Origin of the sequence: Pseudomonas sp. DWP2-2, from assembly GCF_049897065.1 — a bacterium.
Lineage (GTDB): Bacteria > Pseudomonadota > Gammaproteobacteria > Pseudomonadales > Pseudomonadaceae > Aquipseudomonas > Aquipseudomonas paracarnis.
In genome coordinates this window covers 41,684-58,063 of the sequence record NZ_JAFCVN010000010.1, presented here as the reverse complement: position 1 = coordinate 58,063, position 16,380 = coordinate 41,684, and the positions used below count along the sequence as shown (strand labels likewise).

Genomic DNA, 16,380 nt, shown 5'->3' with positions numbered 1-16,380 from the left:
CGGAGATTGAGCCGGACTTTATCAATTCGTTTCGCACCGCGACAGGGCAAAATGTCGCCTTTGTGAAATTAAATGGTGCAATAAGTATAAATAACTGCCTTTTTTTGCCCTTAAATGGGGATTTCACTCTGAGTTTTGCACCAACAGGTAGGCCGCCATCGCAGGCAAGCCAGTTCCCACATTTGATCGAGTACACCGGTCATGTGGGAGCTGGCTTGCCTGCGATAGCGGCGGTGCAGTTACAGATGCAGCGACTGACCCACCGCTTTCGCGAGCAAGCCCGCACAGCATTTGCCCACAGACTCGCGCAGGGCACTAGCGCGTGCCCGGCACCAGGTCGAGTATCTCGTCAATGCCCAGGCAACGTGACTCCAGTTCCAGCGTCCTGCCATTGGCGAGTATGCCGACGGCGGTATCGCGCATGGCCAGGTAGGCACTGCGCAACATGTGATTGGCATAAATCACCGCGTTGAAACCTGCTCGCTCCAGCACCTCGAACTTCAGGTGAACATAGCTGGTCGGCACGCAAATCAGCGGTACCCTGGGCCGCTGCAGGCGAAACTGCCGGGCGAATTCCAGGATTTCCAGGCCATCCTGCTTGCGGCTGTGGATCATGATGCCATCCGCCCCCGCCTCGACATACGCCAGGCACCGTGCCATCGCCTCTTCCATGCCGCGATTCAGAATCAAGCTTTCACACCGGGCAATCATCATCAGCCCTGAGCCGGTGCGACTCGTGCACCCGGCCTGGAGCTTGGCGCAAAAGGCCTCGATGGACTCCTGCGCCTGGTCGACCTCGATGCCCAAGAGTGAGTTCTTCTTCAAGCCGCATTTGTCTTCGATCACCACCGCCGAGACGCCCGCACGCTCCAGCATCTTGATATGAATCGCGAAATGTTCGGCCTTGCCGCCGGTATCGGCATCGAATATCAGCGGCAGCGAGCACACATCGAATATTTCGCGAATCCCCGGCAATCGGTTACTGGGCGAAAGAATTTCGATGTCGGGTAACCCGCGCTGGGTCGAGTCGGTCAGCGAACTCGACCAGATGGCGTCGTACCCCACCGTATGCCCGGGGCTGATCTCCAGCCTGGCGCGTTGCGCGAGCAACGCCGATATCGGGCTATGGGCTTCGAGTACACGCAGGCAACGGTTGCTATCCAATAGCGCCGACAGAGGGCGTCGGCGCGCTTCGGTATCCATCATAGGGTTCAGGCTCCTTATCAGCGGCACAACAAGGGTTATCGAACAGCCTCAATCCCAGGCGGGCTGTTCGCACTTGAGCACCGACGCCATCTTTTGCAGATGTTCGCAGGCCCTGGCCACGTACTCCTTGGAGAGCCGTGCGATACGCGCGTAATCCACGGCCTGCCCGGTGGCGCTGGCATACAGCCGCAACGCCTCAGCGGCATGCTTGAAGTGGCGTGCTTCCACGCTGCCGCAATGCACACTGAGAAAACTCGCGACGCGGCTGGCCTCACCGGCGCTATAGCCCCGTACATCGCGCAACCACTGCTTCCATAGCGGGGTCATCAGGTTGTATTCGCCGGTATTGAACAACTCCGTCATGGCCATCATTTCCAGCGCTTCGATGAGTTGCGGCGCCAATGGGCGTTTTTCCCCCACCCAACCGGAGAACTCTTTGGTAATCGGGTTGAGGAATTTGTCTTGCAGGCGCCAATCATCGGAGCCGCAGATGGCCGAAGCCATGCGGTAATACAGCTTGGAATGGTGCGGATGCCCATGCATTTCACCCAGCCCGATGTCCTCGACAATGATCTCCCCACAATGGGCCGCCGCTTCGAGCATTTTCAACCGGGCGTCATCCGTCAACGATGCCGACTCCTGGAGGATGCGCACGATGATGCTCGAGACGGCATGGGCGGCGCCGTCCGGGCTACGCCAGCCACAGAAGAACGTACACAGTGACGACTCGCTCCAATTACTGGAGGTCATGTCGACATAGGTCTCGCAGTACGTGTCCAGCGCGGCGGTTTGACTGTTGAAACCGCTGAGCAGGGCTTGGGCCAGATGTCCGTCCTCGACATCCACCAGCGCCTGGTTCACGTACCCGATAAATTGGCGGCTCAGATTTTCCACGGCTTATATCCTTTTAAGGTGGGGTTAATGCGCAACGATTTCTGACATGAAACGAGCGAAGCGTGTGAGGCCCTCAATCAGCGCTTCACGCTCAACGGCGTAGGAGATACGGATGCTATTGCCGTCACCACAGCCAGAGCCTGGCACTACCGCGATATGGGCCTCGGTCAATAACAGATCGGCCAAGTGGTCGACGTCACGAATAACGGTGCCCAGGTAGCGCCCACCCAACTTGCGGGACACATCGATAAACAGATAGAACGCCCCTTCGGGCGGGGCGCACCGAATGCCGTCGACATGCCCCAGGCAGGTGCAGGCCGCAAGCAATTGCTGGTCGAGGAAGGCATTGACCTGGCGGGTAAAGTGCGGCGCGTCCGCCATCAGGCTGCCGAGCGCGGCATATTGGGACAGGCTGCTGGGGTTGGACGTCGTATGCCCTTGCAGGTTGTGCATGGCGGCGATGACTGGGGCGGGCGCACACGCATACCCTACCCGCCAGCCGGTGACCGCGTGGCTCTTGGAAAACGAATCGACCAGTACCGTCTGATGTTTGAGCGGCGCAAACAGCGACACGATGTTGTGATGTTCATGGGGCGCGCGCACCAGTTTGCGGTAACACTCGTCGAACACCACCCAAAGCCTGTGGGCGAAGGCGAGCCGGGCAATACCCAGCAGTTCTTCGCGCTGATAAACCGTGCCCGTCGGATTGTTCGGGGTGTTGATCACAATCATCCGGGTGCGCGGGGTCAGGGCCTTCTGGACCGCTGCGCAGGTGAGGCGATAGTCATCCGCAGCCGTGTCGACATAGACGGGAACGCCACCGGCCAGTTGGATCTGGGTAGGGAAGGTTTCCCAGTACGGCACCGCGACGATGACTTCATCCCCCGGATTGAGCAGCACCATTGCAGCGTTGTACAGCGCCTGCTTGGCACCCGCGGTCACCGCTATTTCATCGGCGGCGTAATTCACCCCGCAGCGCTGAGTGACCTGCTGCGCCAGCGCGTGGCGAAGCTGGGGCAGGCCAATGGGCGGCGTATAGCGGTTGCGGGCAGTGGCGAGCGCATCGGTCGCGGCGGCTTTCATCACCGGGCAGGCATCGAAGGACAATTCGCCAGCGGCAAAGTTGACCACGTTGACGCCGGCTTCTTTCAAGGCATTGGCTTTACTGCGCATGCTGGACGTGCCGGGTGCGCTGAGACGTTGCGCACGCTGGGACAACGGCAATGACACGGCAGAGGGTTCACTGTTATTCATTGTTATACCTGCCAGAACACGCTGAAAAATTCGTTCGCCCTACCGGGCTTGGGCCTCCAACCCTTGCTGAACCCGCCAGGACAGCGGCAAGGTCAGCAACAGGGTGGCGGCCAGCAACAGGACGGCCATGGGCACACCGGTGGCATCCCCAAGGCTGCCGAACAGCACCGGCGCCAAGGCGCCGCCACCGATGGTGCCGGTGTAGAACACGGCGAACGCCTGGTCGCGCCTGCCCGGCCCTGCCAAGTCCGGGACTGCGCCGTACAGCACCGACGACGTGCCGTTCAGCGCCAGCCCCAGCAGCGGCAACATCACCATCAAGCCGGCGTAGGGCAAGTACACCGCCATGACAATCAGCACAGCCGTGGTGAACTCCGTGGCCCATACCGTTTTCATCATGCCGATGCGCGCACCGAGGTAACCGCACAGCAATTTGCCGAAGGCGCCGCCGACGAACAGCATCGTCAGCGCCAGGCCGATGCCCGCAGGCCCGGCGCCCTTGGCCTTGAGCAAAAACGGCAGGAACGTGAGGAAACCCATGCGCACGGCGCTGTCCAGCGTGCCGGTCACGATCAGCGCACGCAGGCCGCTCGCGGAGCCGGCGCCGGCGCCCGTACGGGTGGCTTTCACCGGCGCCGCCGAAGCCTCGGCGCGTGCCGGGATCAGCCACCACAACAGGCCTGCCGCCAGGAGCCCGAGTACACCCAGCAGGGTGACACTGGCGCGCCAACTGATGACCGCCAGCAACAGGCCGATCAACCCCGGGATCAAGGTCTTGCCGATATCGCCGCTGAAGTTGTACTGCGACAGCGCTTGTTTGACGCCTCCGCCGGCCTCGTGCGTATCGGTGATCAACGACGAGGCCAGCGGGTGCTGCGTACTCGCGCCGAGCCCGCCCAGCAGCAGCGCCAACAGCAACACGCCCAGCCCGCCAGCCTGGCCGGCCAGCAGGTAGGCCAGTCCCGCCAACGCAGTGCCACCTACCAGCAAGCGTTCACGCCCCCAGCGTGCGGCAGCACGGCTGGCCAGTAACTGAAAACCGGCCATCATGCCCGCGTAAGCACCACGCAACAGGCCGATCTGGGCGTAGCTGAGGCCGAACTGCGCTTGCCAGATCGGCAACAGCACATAAATCACATCGGTCAGCCCATCGTGCACGGCATGCGCGCCGCAGCCTGCCACCAGAGCGCGGCGACGCACGCTGACCGGGTCAGGCGACGACAACGATGGCGTTGCGGTCTGCTTCAGGGTGTTCATCTGGGTCAGAGGCTCTCAGGCAAAAAGGCCGGGTTAACCCAGCAACTGCGCACAGTCGCTCATCACACTGGCTTTACGCTGCAGGTATTGAGCAAAAATGTCGCGCGCCGTGGCGGGGTCCACTTCAATCTGCATGGCAGTGGTGAACTCATTCACCGCCGCCACCGCATGGGCGAAATGGTTGCTCTCGGTACCGCCGGTGTGCACCGTGACCCAGGCCACCGTCGCCCGGGATTTCTCCGGCGGCACGCCCATGTCCCGCACGAACCACTGCGAGTACAGCGGGTGGATGAATTCCACTTCGCCGTGGGTGTACACCTCGTGGATCAACGTGGTCAGTAACCCCTGCAACAGGTCGCGATCACGCAGGCGGCGGGTGTCGGTCCAGTCTTTGAACGCCTGTGCCGAGGGCAGGCAATTGTCCTTCAATATCCACTGGTCATCACCGCACAGCGCGGTGGCCATGGTGTAGAACAGGTCCGCGTGCAAGGTATTACCCAACGCGCCCAGATCTTCATCGGTGATGCGTTGCAGGCTGCCGCAGGCGCGGTACAACTGCGCGGCGGCGGCGGAGCCTTCATCGGAGCGCGCCAGCAATGTTATGCGGTTGGCCAGGCCGGACACACTGGCCGCCGAATTATTGGTCTTGGACCAACTGGCGAAGAACTTGCGCAGTACCGCCGGCGAATGCCGACGCGAGGTGAGTCGCGCAAAAGCGTCTTCGATATCCACCAGCCCGTCTTCCTGAGCCCAGAAGGCTTCGAACAGAGCGTGGCGCAAGGCGCCGGCCGGCATGTCGTTCAATACCGGTTCGATGAGCTTCAACAACTGGCTGCGCTTGATCACGGTGTTAGTCATGTTCACCTCTCATAGTCCTTTATTGGATGAAAAATCAGGCTGGTTTGCCGCGCTGTCCGGCGATCAGGGCCTGGGGCTTTACCGGTTTCCAGCCCAGCAGGGCAATCGCCAGCGACAACAGCTGAAAACCTGCGACCAACGCGACGCAGCCCGGCCAGCCCCATTGATTCCAAAGCATGGCCGGGACCACGGCGCCGGCGCTGCCGCCCAGGTAATAGCCGGTCAGGTACAGCCCCACGGCGCCGGACTTGTCCGGGCCTGCCGTGGTGGCGATATACGCATTGGCGGATGCCTGTGCCAGGAATACGCCGGTCGAACTCAGGGCCAGCCCCAACACGATCAGCCACAGGGACGGCAACAATGTCAGCGCCGAGCCACAGATGCCGAGCGCAACAGCGCCGGTCAGTAACTGCGATTGTGGTCGCGATTTGCTCAAGCGCCCCGCAACAGGAATGACCACCAGCGCCAGCAGGAACACCGCATACAAAGTGCCCAAGGCGGCGGCGCCCAGGTTGAACGGGGCCTGGCTGAGATACAGCCCGGCATAGGTAAAGGTTGCGACTTGGGAGAACAGCACGCAGAAACCGACGCCATAGGCCGCCAGCAAGGGTTTGCGCAGAAGCCGGCGCACCCCGTGCATGCCCACGGCCGCAACGCCGGGCCGCGCCACCGGATTGGCCGGCAACAGCCACACAATCAGCAGGCCGACCAGCAGGCTGATCACCGCCAACAGTTCGAAGGCTTCGCGCCAGCCCACATATTGGGTCATGACACCCGAGACAAAGCGCCCGGCAAACCCACCGAGCACCGTCCCCGCGACGTACAAACTGGTGATCTCGGTGACCGTGGCCGCACGCCAGCGATCACCGATATAAGCCACGCTGGTGGCGAACACCACGGGAATCAACATCCCTTCGACAAAACGCCACACCAGCAGCTCGGCAAAACTGTCCACATAGGCCGTCAGCAGCGTCGGCAGCGCCAGCAGCAACGCGGCCACGGCAATCACCGTGCGCTGCTCGAAACGGCCGGTCAGGCGCCCGACAAACGGCGCGGTCACCGCCACCGCCAGCGTGGTCACCGTAATGCTCCACCCTGCCTGCCGGGCACTCACCTGGAAGCTTTCGGCAAACGCAGGCAGGATGCTCTGTGTCGCATAGAGATTCAGAAACGCCGCACAGCCACACAGGAACACGGCGAAGCGGGCGTGATGCATGCGCGGGTTCATGTGGCCTCTCGTCTTATAGTCGAGGATGTTTATAGAATACCCAGCGCAGCGAACACCAATACCGAATTCGGACCGATCAATACCCAGGAAACAGAATGCTTGATCTACGCAAGTTACGTTACTTCCTGACGGTCGCCGAAGAGCTGCACTTCGGCCGCGCAGCCCAGCGTCTGCACCTTGCCCAGCCGCCCCTGACGCGGCAGATTTCGGCCCTGGAAACCGAGCTTGGCTTTCGCCTGTTCGACCGCACCAGTCGTACGGTCACACTGACCGCCCAAGGCCAGCACTTTTTGCCGTATGCCCGCGCAGCGCTGGAACACGCCAGGCTTGCACAAGACATCGCCGCCAAACTGGCTGCCGGCTCGACCGGCCAACTGGTCGTAGGCTATGCCAGCTCGATCGCGTTGTCGGAACTCTTCAGCCAAACCCTGCAAGCCTTCGCCCAGCGTTTTCCCGATGTGCAACTGACCCTGGTGGAGAGCGCTTCCGGCAGCCTGCACACGCACGTGCTGGACGGGCGCATCGACGTCGGCATGAGCCGCCTGCTGCCGGAGGCCGGGCAAACCGGCGTCGAGGCTTTGTCGTTGGGGCAAGAACCGCTGGTGGCGGCTCTTTGTAGCGACAACCCGCTGGCGGAGCAGAGCGAAGTCACCCTCGCCCAGCTCAGTGAGTACCCGTTGATACTGTTCCCCAGCGATTACGGTTCGGGCCTCAACGGCTCCATCGAGCACCTGTATCAACGCCGTGGCCTGGCGCTGCGCCCGGGCCCTGCGGGGCGCCAGATCACCTCGATCATCGCCCTGGTGGCGGCAGGCCAAGGTGTCTCGCTCGTGCCCCAGTGCACCCGAACCCTGGCCAGGAAAGGCGTGGTCTACCGCCCCTTGGCAGACCCCGAAGCCTGGGTACACCTGCTGATACTCACGCGCTCACCGTCACGCTCATTGTTGGTCGAGGCGTTCATGGGGGTGGTCGAAGAATTGCTGCGCAGCCGCCCAGCGCTGGCGCCCACGACGCTCCCGGCATAACGCGGGCAAAAAAATACCCCTGCGTGAGGGGTATTTTTTCAACAGGCTGTTGCGGCTATTGCAGCATCAGGCCAGTTTTTTGTGGCGTACGCGGTGCGGCTGGGCAGCGGCCTCACCCAAGCGCTTTTTACGGTCGGCTTCGTACTCGGTGTAGTTACCTTCGAAGAACACCGCTTGGGAGTCATCTTCGTACGCCAGAATGTGGGTCGCGACGCGGTCAAGGAACCACCGATCGTGAGAGATCACAATGGCGGCGCCCGGGAAGTCCAGCAGGGCTTCTTCCAGGGAACGCAGGGTTTCAACGTCGAGGTCGTTGGACGGTTCGTCGAGCAGCAGGACGTTGCCGCCCTCTTTCAGGGTCAGGGCCAGGTGCAAGCGACCGCGCTCACCACCGGACAGGTCCTTGACGAACTTCTGCTGGTCGCCGCCCTTGAAGTTGAAACGGCCGACGTAGGTGCGCGACGGGATTTCATAGTTGCCGATGCGGATCTGGTCGGAACCGTCGGAGATCTGCTGGAACACAGTCTTGCTGCCGTCGAGGTCGTCGCGGCTCTGGTCCACACAGGCCAACTGCACGGTGTCACCGATCTCGATGCTGCCGGAGTCCGGGGTTTCCTTGCCCATCAGCATGCGGAACAGTGTGGATTTACCCGCACCGTTACCGCCGATAACGCCGACGATCGCGCCTTTTGGCATGGCGAACGACAGGTTGTCGATCAGCACGCGGTCGCCATAGCCTTTGGTCACGTTCTTGAACTCAATGACCTTGTCACCCAGGCGCGGACCAGCCGGGATGTAGATCTCGTTGGTTTCGCTGCGCTTCTGGAATTCCTGCGACTGCATTTCTTCAAAGCGTTGCAGACGCGCCTTGGATTTGGACTGGCGGGCCTTGGCGCCTTTGCGCACCCATTCCAGTTCTTCCTTCATGGCTTTTTCGTGGGCCGATTGCTGCTTGGATTCGGCGGCCAGACGGTCGGACTTGGCTTCCAGCCAACCGGAGTAGTTGCCCTCGTAAGGGATACCGGCGCCGCGGTCGAGCTCCAGGATCCAGCCGGCGACGTTGTCCAGGAAGTAACGGTCGTGCGTGATCGCAACCACGGTGCCCGGGAAATCGTGGAGGAAGTGCTCCAACCAGGCGACGGAATCGGCGTCCAGGTGGTTGGTCGGTTCGTCGAGCAGCAGCATGTCAGGGGCCGACAGCAGCAGGCGGCACAGGGCCACACGACGCTTCTCACCACCGGAAAGGTGTTCGACCTTGGCGTCCCAGGCTGGCAGGCGCAGCGCATCGGCGGCGACTTCCAGTTGGCGCTCCAGGTTGTGGCCATCGCCCGCCTGCAGGATCGCTTCGAGCCTGGCCTGTTCGGCGGCCAGCTTGTCGAAGTCGGCGTCCGGTTCGGCGTAGGCGGCGTACACCTCATCGAGGCGGGCCTGGGCGTCCTTGATCACGCTGACGGCTTCTTCGACCACTTCGCGCACGGTCTTGGTCGGGTCCAGGATCGGCTCTTGAGGCAGGTAACCGATGTTCAGGTCCGGCATCGGGCGGGCTTCGCCTTCGAACTCGGTGTCGACGCCCGCCATGATTTTCAGCAGGGTGGACTTACCCGAACCGTTGAGGCCGAGCACGCCGATCTTGGCGCCTGGAAAGAAGGACAGCGAAATGTTTTTCAGGATTTCCCGCTTCGGCGGAACAACTTTTCCCAGCCGATGCATGGTGAAGACGTATTGAGCCATGGTGAACCTAGCGTCAGTGACTGATGAATTAAGCGGACGAAGCCCGTGCCAGGCCATGCGCCGCGCGGGCCTTTGACTATCATCAATGCCAGCGAGCAAAAAAAGCCTGAATGTCTGGGGCTGGAACGCCCCCGCGTAACCGGCAAAGCTACCTGAATGCGCTGGGGCAGTCCAGCCAGGCAGGACTGGCACTTTGCCACAACTCAAGGCATGCTAGCCGCCCTTCGGGCGTCCGGCTTATAGTGCACGTCGCGCGCCAGTCCAGCCAAACCGCAGGATCACAGTTTGTCCAACGTCACGCCGCCCACGCCCTTGCGCGCCGCTCATATTGCGCCGGGAGCGCCCCTGCACGGCACCTTGAAAGGCGCGTTGGCGACGCTTGTCCTGCTGTTGCTCGCCTTGTTGTTCTGGCAACTGCTGGACCAATTGCAGCAAAACCAGAAAAACCAACAGCAATACACCATCGACTACAGTGCCGACCTGGCCGAGCAGATCAGCCAGAGCATGGCCCTGAGCGCGCAGATCGCCCTGAACCTGTTGCCGATTGTCGAGCCGCCGCGCAACCCCGAACAGCAGCAGGCCCTGATGCGCACGTTGCAGCGCTCACTGCCGGACCTGCGCAGCTTTGCCCTGCTCGCCCCCAGCGGCGCACTGATCAGCGACACTGCCGAAGGCAGCCAAGACAGTGCCCTGCTCGAAGACCTGGTCAAGCGCAGTCACGCCCAGTCCTACTACCTGAGCAACGACAATGACGGCACGGTCATCTATCTGTTGCTGCACCAACCCAGCGGTGGCTCCAAGGTGTACTGGGCCTTGCGCCTGGCGCCCAATTATCTGGCCAACCTCACGCGCCAGGATGTCCAGGGTCAACGCCCGATGTGGGCGATCGAGAACAGCCTGAACCATCGCGTGGTCAGCCGTGACAGCGGCATGCCGGCGCAGTGGTCCGGCGCCCTGACGCCGGAAGAGTTGAACCGCAGCGTGCTGGTCACGCCGTTGAGCAAAAGCGATTGGCAACTGCGCGGCATGTTCGACCGCAGCGCGGTGTTGGAACAACTACTGCCCGCTTTTATCGGCAAGTGCCTGCTCGGCCTGGCGTTTTCGCTGATCCCGGTGATCGTGCTGCTCAACATGCGCCGCCGCCAACGCCAGGTGAATGAAGGCCGGCGACGCTACCAGGACATCTTCGAAGGCACCGGCGTCGCGTTGTGCGTGTTGGACCTGTCGGGGCTCAAGGCGTTTTGCAACAAGACCCAGGTGCAAAGCCGTGAGCAGTTGCACGCCTGGTTGCAGGCCAACCCCGCCGAGCGCAAGCAACTGCTCAAGGAGTTGCGCGTCACCGAGGTCAACCAGATGGCCGTGCGCCTGCTCAACGTCGCGTCTTGCGAGCAGGCGTGGGAGCGCCTGATCGATGATTGCCCGAGCAATGCCACGTCCATCGGCTATCAGGTGCTGGAGGCCGTACTGACCCGGCAAAAACAGCTGGAGCTGGAAATCCAGCTCAACGACGTGGCCGGCAACGAACAGTACCTGTGGCTGGTGATGCGTTTGCCGGAGCAGCAGGATGACGTCAAGGCCGTGATTCTCAGCATCAGCGACATCACCAGCCGCAAGCTGATCGAGTTGTCGCTGGTGGAGCGTGAAAGCTTCTGGTCGGATGTGGTGCGCACCGTGCCCGATCACCTGTATGTGCAGGACGTGATCAGCCAGCGCATGATTTTCAGCAACCACCATCTGGGCCACACCCTGGGCTACAACAAAGCCGAACTGCAGCAAATGGGTGAGTACTTCTGGGAAATCCTGCTACACCCAGAAGACGCCGAGCACTACCATGACGCGCGCGAACAGCAACGCCAGGTCGGCTATACGACCCAATTGCACTGCCAACTGCGCTTTCGCCACCGCAATAACCAGTGGCGCCGCTTCGATATCCGCGAACAGGCGCTGGCCCGCGATACCTCTACGGTGGTCACCCGGATCATCGGCGTGGCCAAGGACATTACCGACCAGATCGAGGCCAGTGAATCACTACGCGACAGTGAACAGCGCTACCGGATGCTGGCCGAAAGCATCAGCGACGTGATCTGCTCCACCGACAGCCAACTGGCCCTCAACTACATCAGCCCCTCGGTCAACACCGTCCTGGGCTATGACGTGGACTGGGTGTTCAAGAACGGCTGGCAGTCGATCGTTGCCAACCCTCAGCAGTTGACCGGCATTTACAGCCTGATGGAACAGGTCAGCCGCGCCCTCGGCAACCCCGACGCCTTGAACACGTTGCGCGATGAAGTCCAGACCCAACTGTTTCTGTTCGACTGCCTGCGCGCCGACGGGCGCAAAGTGCCGATCGAACTGCGCCTGGTGCTGGTGTGGGATGAACATGGCGCGTTTGAAGGCATCCTCGGCGTGGGCCGCGATATCAGCCAGCAACGACGCGCCGAAAAAGATCTGCGCATGGCAGCCACGGTGTTCGAACATTCCACTTCGGCGATCCTGATCACCGACCCAGCCGGTTATATCGTGCAGGCCAACGAGGCGTTCAGCCGGGTCAGCGGCTATGCGGTGAGCAATGTGCTCGACCAGTTGCCCAATATGCTCACCGTCGATGAGCAGCAGGAAGCCCATCTGCGTTATGTGCTCAAGCAATTGCACCAGCACAGCACCTGGGAAGGCGAGGTGTGGCTCAAGCGTCTCAATGGCGAGCATTACCCGGCCTGGGTCGGCATTACCGCGGTGTTCGACGACGAAGGCGACCTGGCCAGCTACGTGTGTTTCTTCAGCGATATCAGCGAGCGCAAGGCCAGTGAGCAGCGCATCCACCGCCTGGCCTACTACGACGCCCTGACCCACCTGCCCAACCGCACCCTGTTCCAGGACCGCCTGCACACCGCGTTGCAGTCCGCCGAACGGCAGAAGTCGTGGGTGGTGCTGATGTTCCTCGACCTGGACCGCTTCAAGCCGATCAACGACTCCCTCGGCCACGCGGCCGGCGACCGGATGCTCAAGGAAATGGCCACGCGCCTGCTCGGTTGTGTGGCCGAGGACGACACCGTGGCGCGCATGGGCGGCGACGAATTCACCTTGCTCCTCCAACCACGGGTCAGCCGCGATATGGCGCTGAACCGCGCCATTCATGTGGCCGAGCAGATCCTCGCCAGCCTGGTCAAACCCTTTGTGCTGGAAGGCCGCGAGTTCTTCGTGACCGCCAGTATCGGCATCGCCCTCAGCCCGCAAGACGGCAACGAGCTGAGCCAATTGATGAAAAACGCCGACACGGCGATGTATCACGCTAAAGAGCGCGGCAAAAACAACTTCCAGTTCTACCAGGCCGACATGAACGCCAGCGCCCTGGAGCGCCTGGAACTGGAAAGCGACCTGCGCCACGCCCTGGACCAGAACGAATTCGTGCTCTATTACCAGCCGCAATTCAGCGGCGACGGCAAACGCCTTACCGGCGCCGAAGCCCTGCTGCGCTGGCGCCACCCGCGCCGTGGACTGGTACCGCCCGGGGACTTTATCCCGGTACTGGAAGAGCTCGGGCTGGTGGTGGATGTGGGCGACTGGGTGATCGGCGAAGCCTGCCGCCAGCTCAAGACCTGGCACCAGAACAAAGTGCGCGTGCCGAAAGTATCAGTGAACATCTCGGCGCGGCAGTTCTCCGACGGCCAGTTGGGCACGCGCATCGCCACCATCCTCAAGGACACCGGCCTGCCGCCGGCGTGCCTGGAGCTGGAACTGACCGAAAGTATCCTGATGCGTGAAGTCAACGAAGCCCTGCAGATCCTCGCCAGCCTGAAAAACCTGGGCCTGAGCATCGCGGTGGATGACTTTGGCACCGGCTATTCGTCGCTCAACTACCTCAAGCAATTCCCCATCGATGTGCTGAAGATCGACCGCACCTTCGTCGATGGCCTGCCCTCCGGTGAGCAGGACGCGCAGATCGCCCGGGCGATTATTGCCATGGCCCACAGCCTGAACCTGGCAGTGATCGCCGAAGGCGTGGAAACCCATGAGCAATTGGACTTCCTGCGTGAACATGGCTGTGATGAGGTGCAGGGTTACCTGTTCGGGCGGCCGATGCCGGCGAATCGGTTTGAGGTGCAGTTCAGTAATGATGCGCTGTTCATGTTTGACTGAAGTCCCTGATCGTTCCCACGCTCCGCGTGGGAACGCAATTCTGGACGCTCTGCGTCCGCTTTTAAATGTGACGCAGAGCGTCACGGGATGCATTCCCACGCAGAGCGTGGGAACGATCATCCCCAGATGAACCCCACTTGTCCGCGACATGATGTCCTTTCATATGCCATCTAAAACCCATTGAGTTAGAATGCCCTCCTTTTCTGCCCCCGATCCTTGAGGACCGCCATGTTCAGCCGTGATTTGACTATTGCCAAGTACGACGCCGATCTCTTCGCCGCCATGGAGCAAGAAGCCGTGCGCCAGGAAGAGCACATTGAGCTGATCGCTTCGGAAAACTACACCAGCCCTGCGGTGATGGAGGCTCAAGGTTCGGTTCTGACCAACAAGTACGCCGAAGGCTACCCAGGCAAGCGCTACTACGGTGGTTGCGAGTACGTCGACGTGGTTGAGCAGTTGGCCATCGACCGTGCCAAAGAGCTGTTCGGCGCCGATTACGCCAACGTCCAGCCACACGCCGGCTCCCAAGCCAACAGCGCCGTGTACCTGGCCCTGCTGCAAGGCGGCGACACCATCCTGGGCATGAGCCTGGCCCATGGCGGTCACCTGACCCACGGTGCCACGGTTTCGTCCTCCGGCAAGCTGTACAACGCCGTTCAGTACGGTATCGATGCCAACGGCCTGATCGACTACGATGAAGTCGAGCGCCTGGCGGTCGAGCACAAGCCAAAAATGATCGTGGCCGGTTTCTCTGCCTACTCGCAGATCCTGGACTTCCCACGTTTCCGTGAAATCGCCGACAAGGTCGGTGCCTATCTGTTCGTCGACATGGCCCACGTGGCCGGTCTGGTAGCTGCGGGCGTTTACCCCAACCCAGTGCCTTACGCTGACGTGGTCACCACCACTACCCACAAGACCCTGCGCGGTCCACGTGGCGGCCTGATCCTGGCACGCGCCAACGCAGAGATCGAGAAGAAGCTCAACTCCGCCGTTTTCCCGGGCGCCCAAGGCGGCCCGCTGGAGCACGTGATCGCGGCCAAGGCGATCTGCTTCAAGGAAGCACTGCAGCCTGAGTTCAAGACCTACCAGCAACAAGTGGTCAAGAACGCCAAGACCATGGCCAGCGTGTTCATCGAGCGCGGTTTTGACGTGGTGTCCGGCGGTACCGAAAACCACCTGTTCCTGCTGTCGCTGATCAAGCAGGACATTTCCGGTAAAGATGCTGACGCTGCCCTGGGCAAAGCCTTCATCACCGTGAACAAGAACTCCGTGCCGAACGACCCACGTTCGCCGTTCGTCACCTCCGGCCTGCGCTTCGGCACCCCGGCAGTGACCACCCGTGGCTTCAAGGAAGCCGAGTGCAAGGAACTGGCGGGCTGGATCTGCGACATCCTGGCCGACCTGAACAACGAAGCCGTGATCGACGCGGTACGTGAGAAGGTCAAGGCCATCTGCAAGAAGCTGCCGGTATACGGCGCTTGATGGCAGTTGCGTGAATAAGAAGCCCGGCTCATGAGCCGGGCTTTTTTATGCCGATTTCAATTTGAAACAGGGTCAAGTGTGGGAGCTGGCTTGCCTGCGATGGCGGTTTTGCAGTCAGCCCATCAGTGATTGACCCGCCGCTATCGCAGGCAAGCCAGCTCCCACATTGGAGTGCATTTCAAGCCGGATTTATTGGTAGACCCGCTCAAAGCCTTGGCGGATCTTGTCTTCGGGCAGCTCATCGGCAATAAACACGATCACACTCTCCCGCGCCTCGCCCTCGGCCCATTCGGTATCCCAGTCGAAGCCATACAGCTTCAGCACGCCCTGGAACACCATGCGTCGGTCTTCTCCGGCAATGTTCAATACGCCCTTGTAACGCAGCAGTTGCTTGCCATGGTCTTCCAGCAGTTCGTTCATGAACTCGCTGAGACGGTCGATATCCAGCGGCTGGTCGGTGCGCAGCACCAGGCTGGAAATACGGTCGACCGAAGGCGCTGCACTCACCGGGCGCAGGCTCATGCCGGCGTTGAGGTTGAAGCCGCGCACATCCAGCAATTCGGCCAGGTCAATCTTGCCGTGATCCACCACACGAATTGGCGCACGGCGGTTGATGCGGGTGAGGCGCTGGCTGAGGGCGTCGAAGCTGGCGTCGTCTACCAGGTCGCGTTTGCTCACCAACAGGCGGTCGGCAAAGCCGATCTGGGCCTGGGCGATGGTCTGGGTCAGATGATGCTCGGCGTGGGCCGCATCCACCAGGGTGATGATGCCGTCGAGGATATAGCGTTCGCGCAGCTCTTCGTCGATGAAGAAGGTCTGGGCCACCGGCGCAGGGTCGGCCAGGCCGGTGCATTCGATCACCAGCCGGTCGAAGGCGATCTCGCCGCTGTCCAGGCGTTCCAGCAACAGGTACAGGGCTTTGGTCAGGTCGGTGTGGATGGTGCAGCACACGCAGCCGTTGGACAGGGTCATCACTTGCACTGGCTCGTCGCCCAGCAATTGGGTGTCGATACCGGCGTCACTGAATTCGTTTTCGATCACAGCGATTTTCAAGCCGTGCTCGGCTTTGAGCAGGTGGCGCAGCAAGGTGGTCTTGCCGGCACCGAGGAAGCCGCTGAGGATGGTGACGGGGATGGGAGAGGACACAACTGTTCTCCTGATAATTGAATGAACACAAACAAAAGTGGGAGCAAAGGCCCCTGTGGGAGCTGGCTTGCCTGCGATGCAGACAACTCGGTGCTTCAGTCAGACCGAGGTGATGCTATCGCAGGCAAGCCAGCTCCCACAGAAAACCCTGCTCCCACAGGG

Annotated in this window: 11 protein-coding genes; 3 read left to right on the top strand and 8 right to left on the bottom strand. The window is 61.5% G+C overall.

Features of this window, described 5'->3' with window-relative positions; genetic code table 11:
- Positions 1-315: 315 nt before the first annotated feature.
- From aepX to ACP7CZ_RS20470, 6 genes are read right to left on the bottom strand one after another with little or no spacing between them, the layout of a single operon-like run.
- Positions 316-1,206, bottom strand: a complete 891-nt coding sequence (aepX, locus tag ACP7CZ_RS20495) for a phosphoenolpyruvate mutase (RefSeq protein ID WP_089042481.1) — start codon at positions 1,204-1,206, stop codon at positions 316-318.
- Positions 1,207-1,254: 48 nt separating this feature from the next.
- On the bottom strand, positions 1,255-2,100 hold the full coding sequence (locus ACP7CZ_RS20490; protein WP_294168004.1) for a hypothetical protein: 846 nt from the start codon (positions 2,098-2,100) through the stop codon (positions 1,255-1,257).
- A 24-nt stretch (positions 2,101-2,124) separates the two neighbouring features.
- Positions 2,125-3,354, bottom strand: a complete 1,230-nt coding sequence (locus ACP7CZ_RS20485; protein WP_197900955.1) for a pyridoxal phosphate-dependent aminotransferase — start codon at positions 3,352-3,354, stop codon at positions 2,125-2,127.
- A gap of 39 nt (positions 3,355-3,393) precedes the next feature.
- Positions 3,394-4,611 (bottom strand): MFS transporter, encoded by a 1,218-nt coding sequence (locus ACP7CZ_RS20480; RefSeq protein WP_294168000.1) that lies wholly within the window; start codon positions 4,609-4,611, stop codon positions 3,394-3,396.
- Positions 4,612-4,644: 33 nt separating this feature from the next.
- Positions 4,645-5,469: a hypothetical protein gene (locus tag ACP7CZ_RS20475; protein ID WP_198790901.1), complete on the bottom strand. Its 825-nt coding sequence runs from the start codon at positions 5,467-5,469 to the stop codon at positions 4,645-4,647.
- Positions 5,470-5,503: 34 nt separating this feature from the next.
- The gene (locus ACP7CZ_RS20470; protein WP_054896151.1) at positions 5,504-6,697 is read right to left on the bottom strand and encodes an MFS transporter; all 1,194 of its coding nucleotides are present in this window, start codon (positions 6,695-6,697) and stop codon (positions 5,504-5,506) included.
- A gap of 95 nt (positions 6,698-6,792) precedes the next feature.
- Between ACP7CZ_RS20470 and ACP7CZ_RS20465 the strand changes: the two genes are divergently transcribed.
- Positions 6,793-7,722 (top strand): LysR family transcriptional regulator, encoded by a 930-nt coding sequence (locus ACP7CZ_RS20465; RefSeq protein WP_034126955.1) that lies wholly within the window; start codon positions 6,793-6,795, stop codon positions 7,720-7,722.
- Positions 7,723-7,788: 66 nt separating this feature from the next.
- Here the strand turns inward: ACP7CZ_RS20465 and ettA are convergent, their stop codons facing one another.
- Positions 7,789-9,453, bottom strand: coding sequence for an energy-dependent translational throttle protein EttA (gene ettA / locus ACP7CZ_RS20460; protein WP_294167997.1), 1,665 nt, complete (start codon positions 9,451-9,453; stop codon positions 7,789-7,791).
- 285 nt (positions 9,454-9,738) lie between these two features.
- Here ettA and ACP7CZ_RS20455 point away from each other — a divergent pair, with 285 nt between their 5' ends.
- Positions 9,739-13,590 (top strand): sensor domain-containing protein, encoded by a 3,852-nt coding sequence (locus ACP7CZ_RS20455; protein WP_426175002.1) that lies wholly within the window; start codon positions 9,739-9,741, stop codon positions 13,588-13,590.
- A gap of 228 nt (positions 13,591-13,818) precedes the next feature.
- A complete protein-coding gene (glyA, locus tag ACP7CZ_RS20450) occupies positions 13,819-15,072 on the top strand; it encodes a serine hydroxymethyltransferase (protein WP_003194304.1) in 1,254 nt (417 codons plus the stop codon).
- 189 nt (positions 15,073-15,261) lie between these two features.
- Here glyA and yjiA read toward each other — a convergent pair whose 3' ends face one another.
- Positions 15,262-16,218, bottom strand: a complete 957-nt coding sequence (gene yjiA, locus ACP7CZ_RS20445; protein WP_014720013.1) for a GTPase — start codon at positions 16,216-16,218, stop codon at positions 15,262-15,264.
- Positions 16,219-16,380: the final 162 nt, after the last annotated feature.

Coding starts and splice junctions, on each gene's coding strand:
- glyA (WP_003194304.1), top strand. CDS start 13,819: ATGTTCAGCCGTGATTTGACTATTGCCAAGTACGACGCCGATCTCTTC.
- ACP7CZ_RS20485 (WP_197900955.1), bottom strand. CDS start 3,354: ATGAATAACAGTGAACCCTCTGCCGTGTCATTGCCGTTGTCCCAGCGT.
- ACP7CZ_RS20470 (WP_054896151.1), bottom strand. CDS start 6,697: ATGAACCCGCGCATGCATCACGCCCGCTTCGCCGTGTTCCTGTGTGGC.
- ACP7CZ_RS20465 (WP_034126955.1), top strand. CDS start 6,793: ATGCTTGATCTACGCAAGTTACGTTACTTCCTGACGGTCGCCGAAGAG.
- ettA (WP_294167997.1), bottom strand. CDS start 9,453: ATGGCTCAATACGTCTTCACCATGCATCGGCTGGGAAAAGTTGTTCCG.
- ACP7CZ_RS20475 (WP_198790901.1), bottom strand. CDS start 5,469: ATGACTAACACCGTGATCAAGCGCAGCCAGTTGTTGAAGCTCATCGAA.
- aepX (WP_089042481.1), bottom strand. CDS start 1,206: ATGATGGATACCGAAGCGCGCCGACGCCCTCTGTCGGCGCTATTGGAT.
- ACP7CZ_RS20480 (WP_294168000.1), bottom strand. CDS start 4,611: ATGAACACCCTGAAGCAGACCGCAACGCCATCGTTGTCGTCGCCTGAC.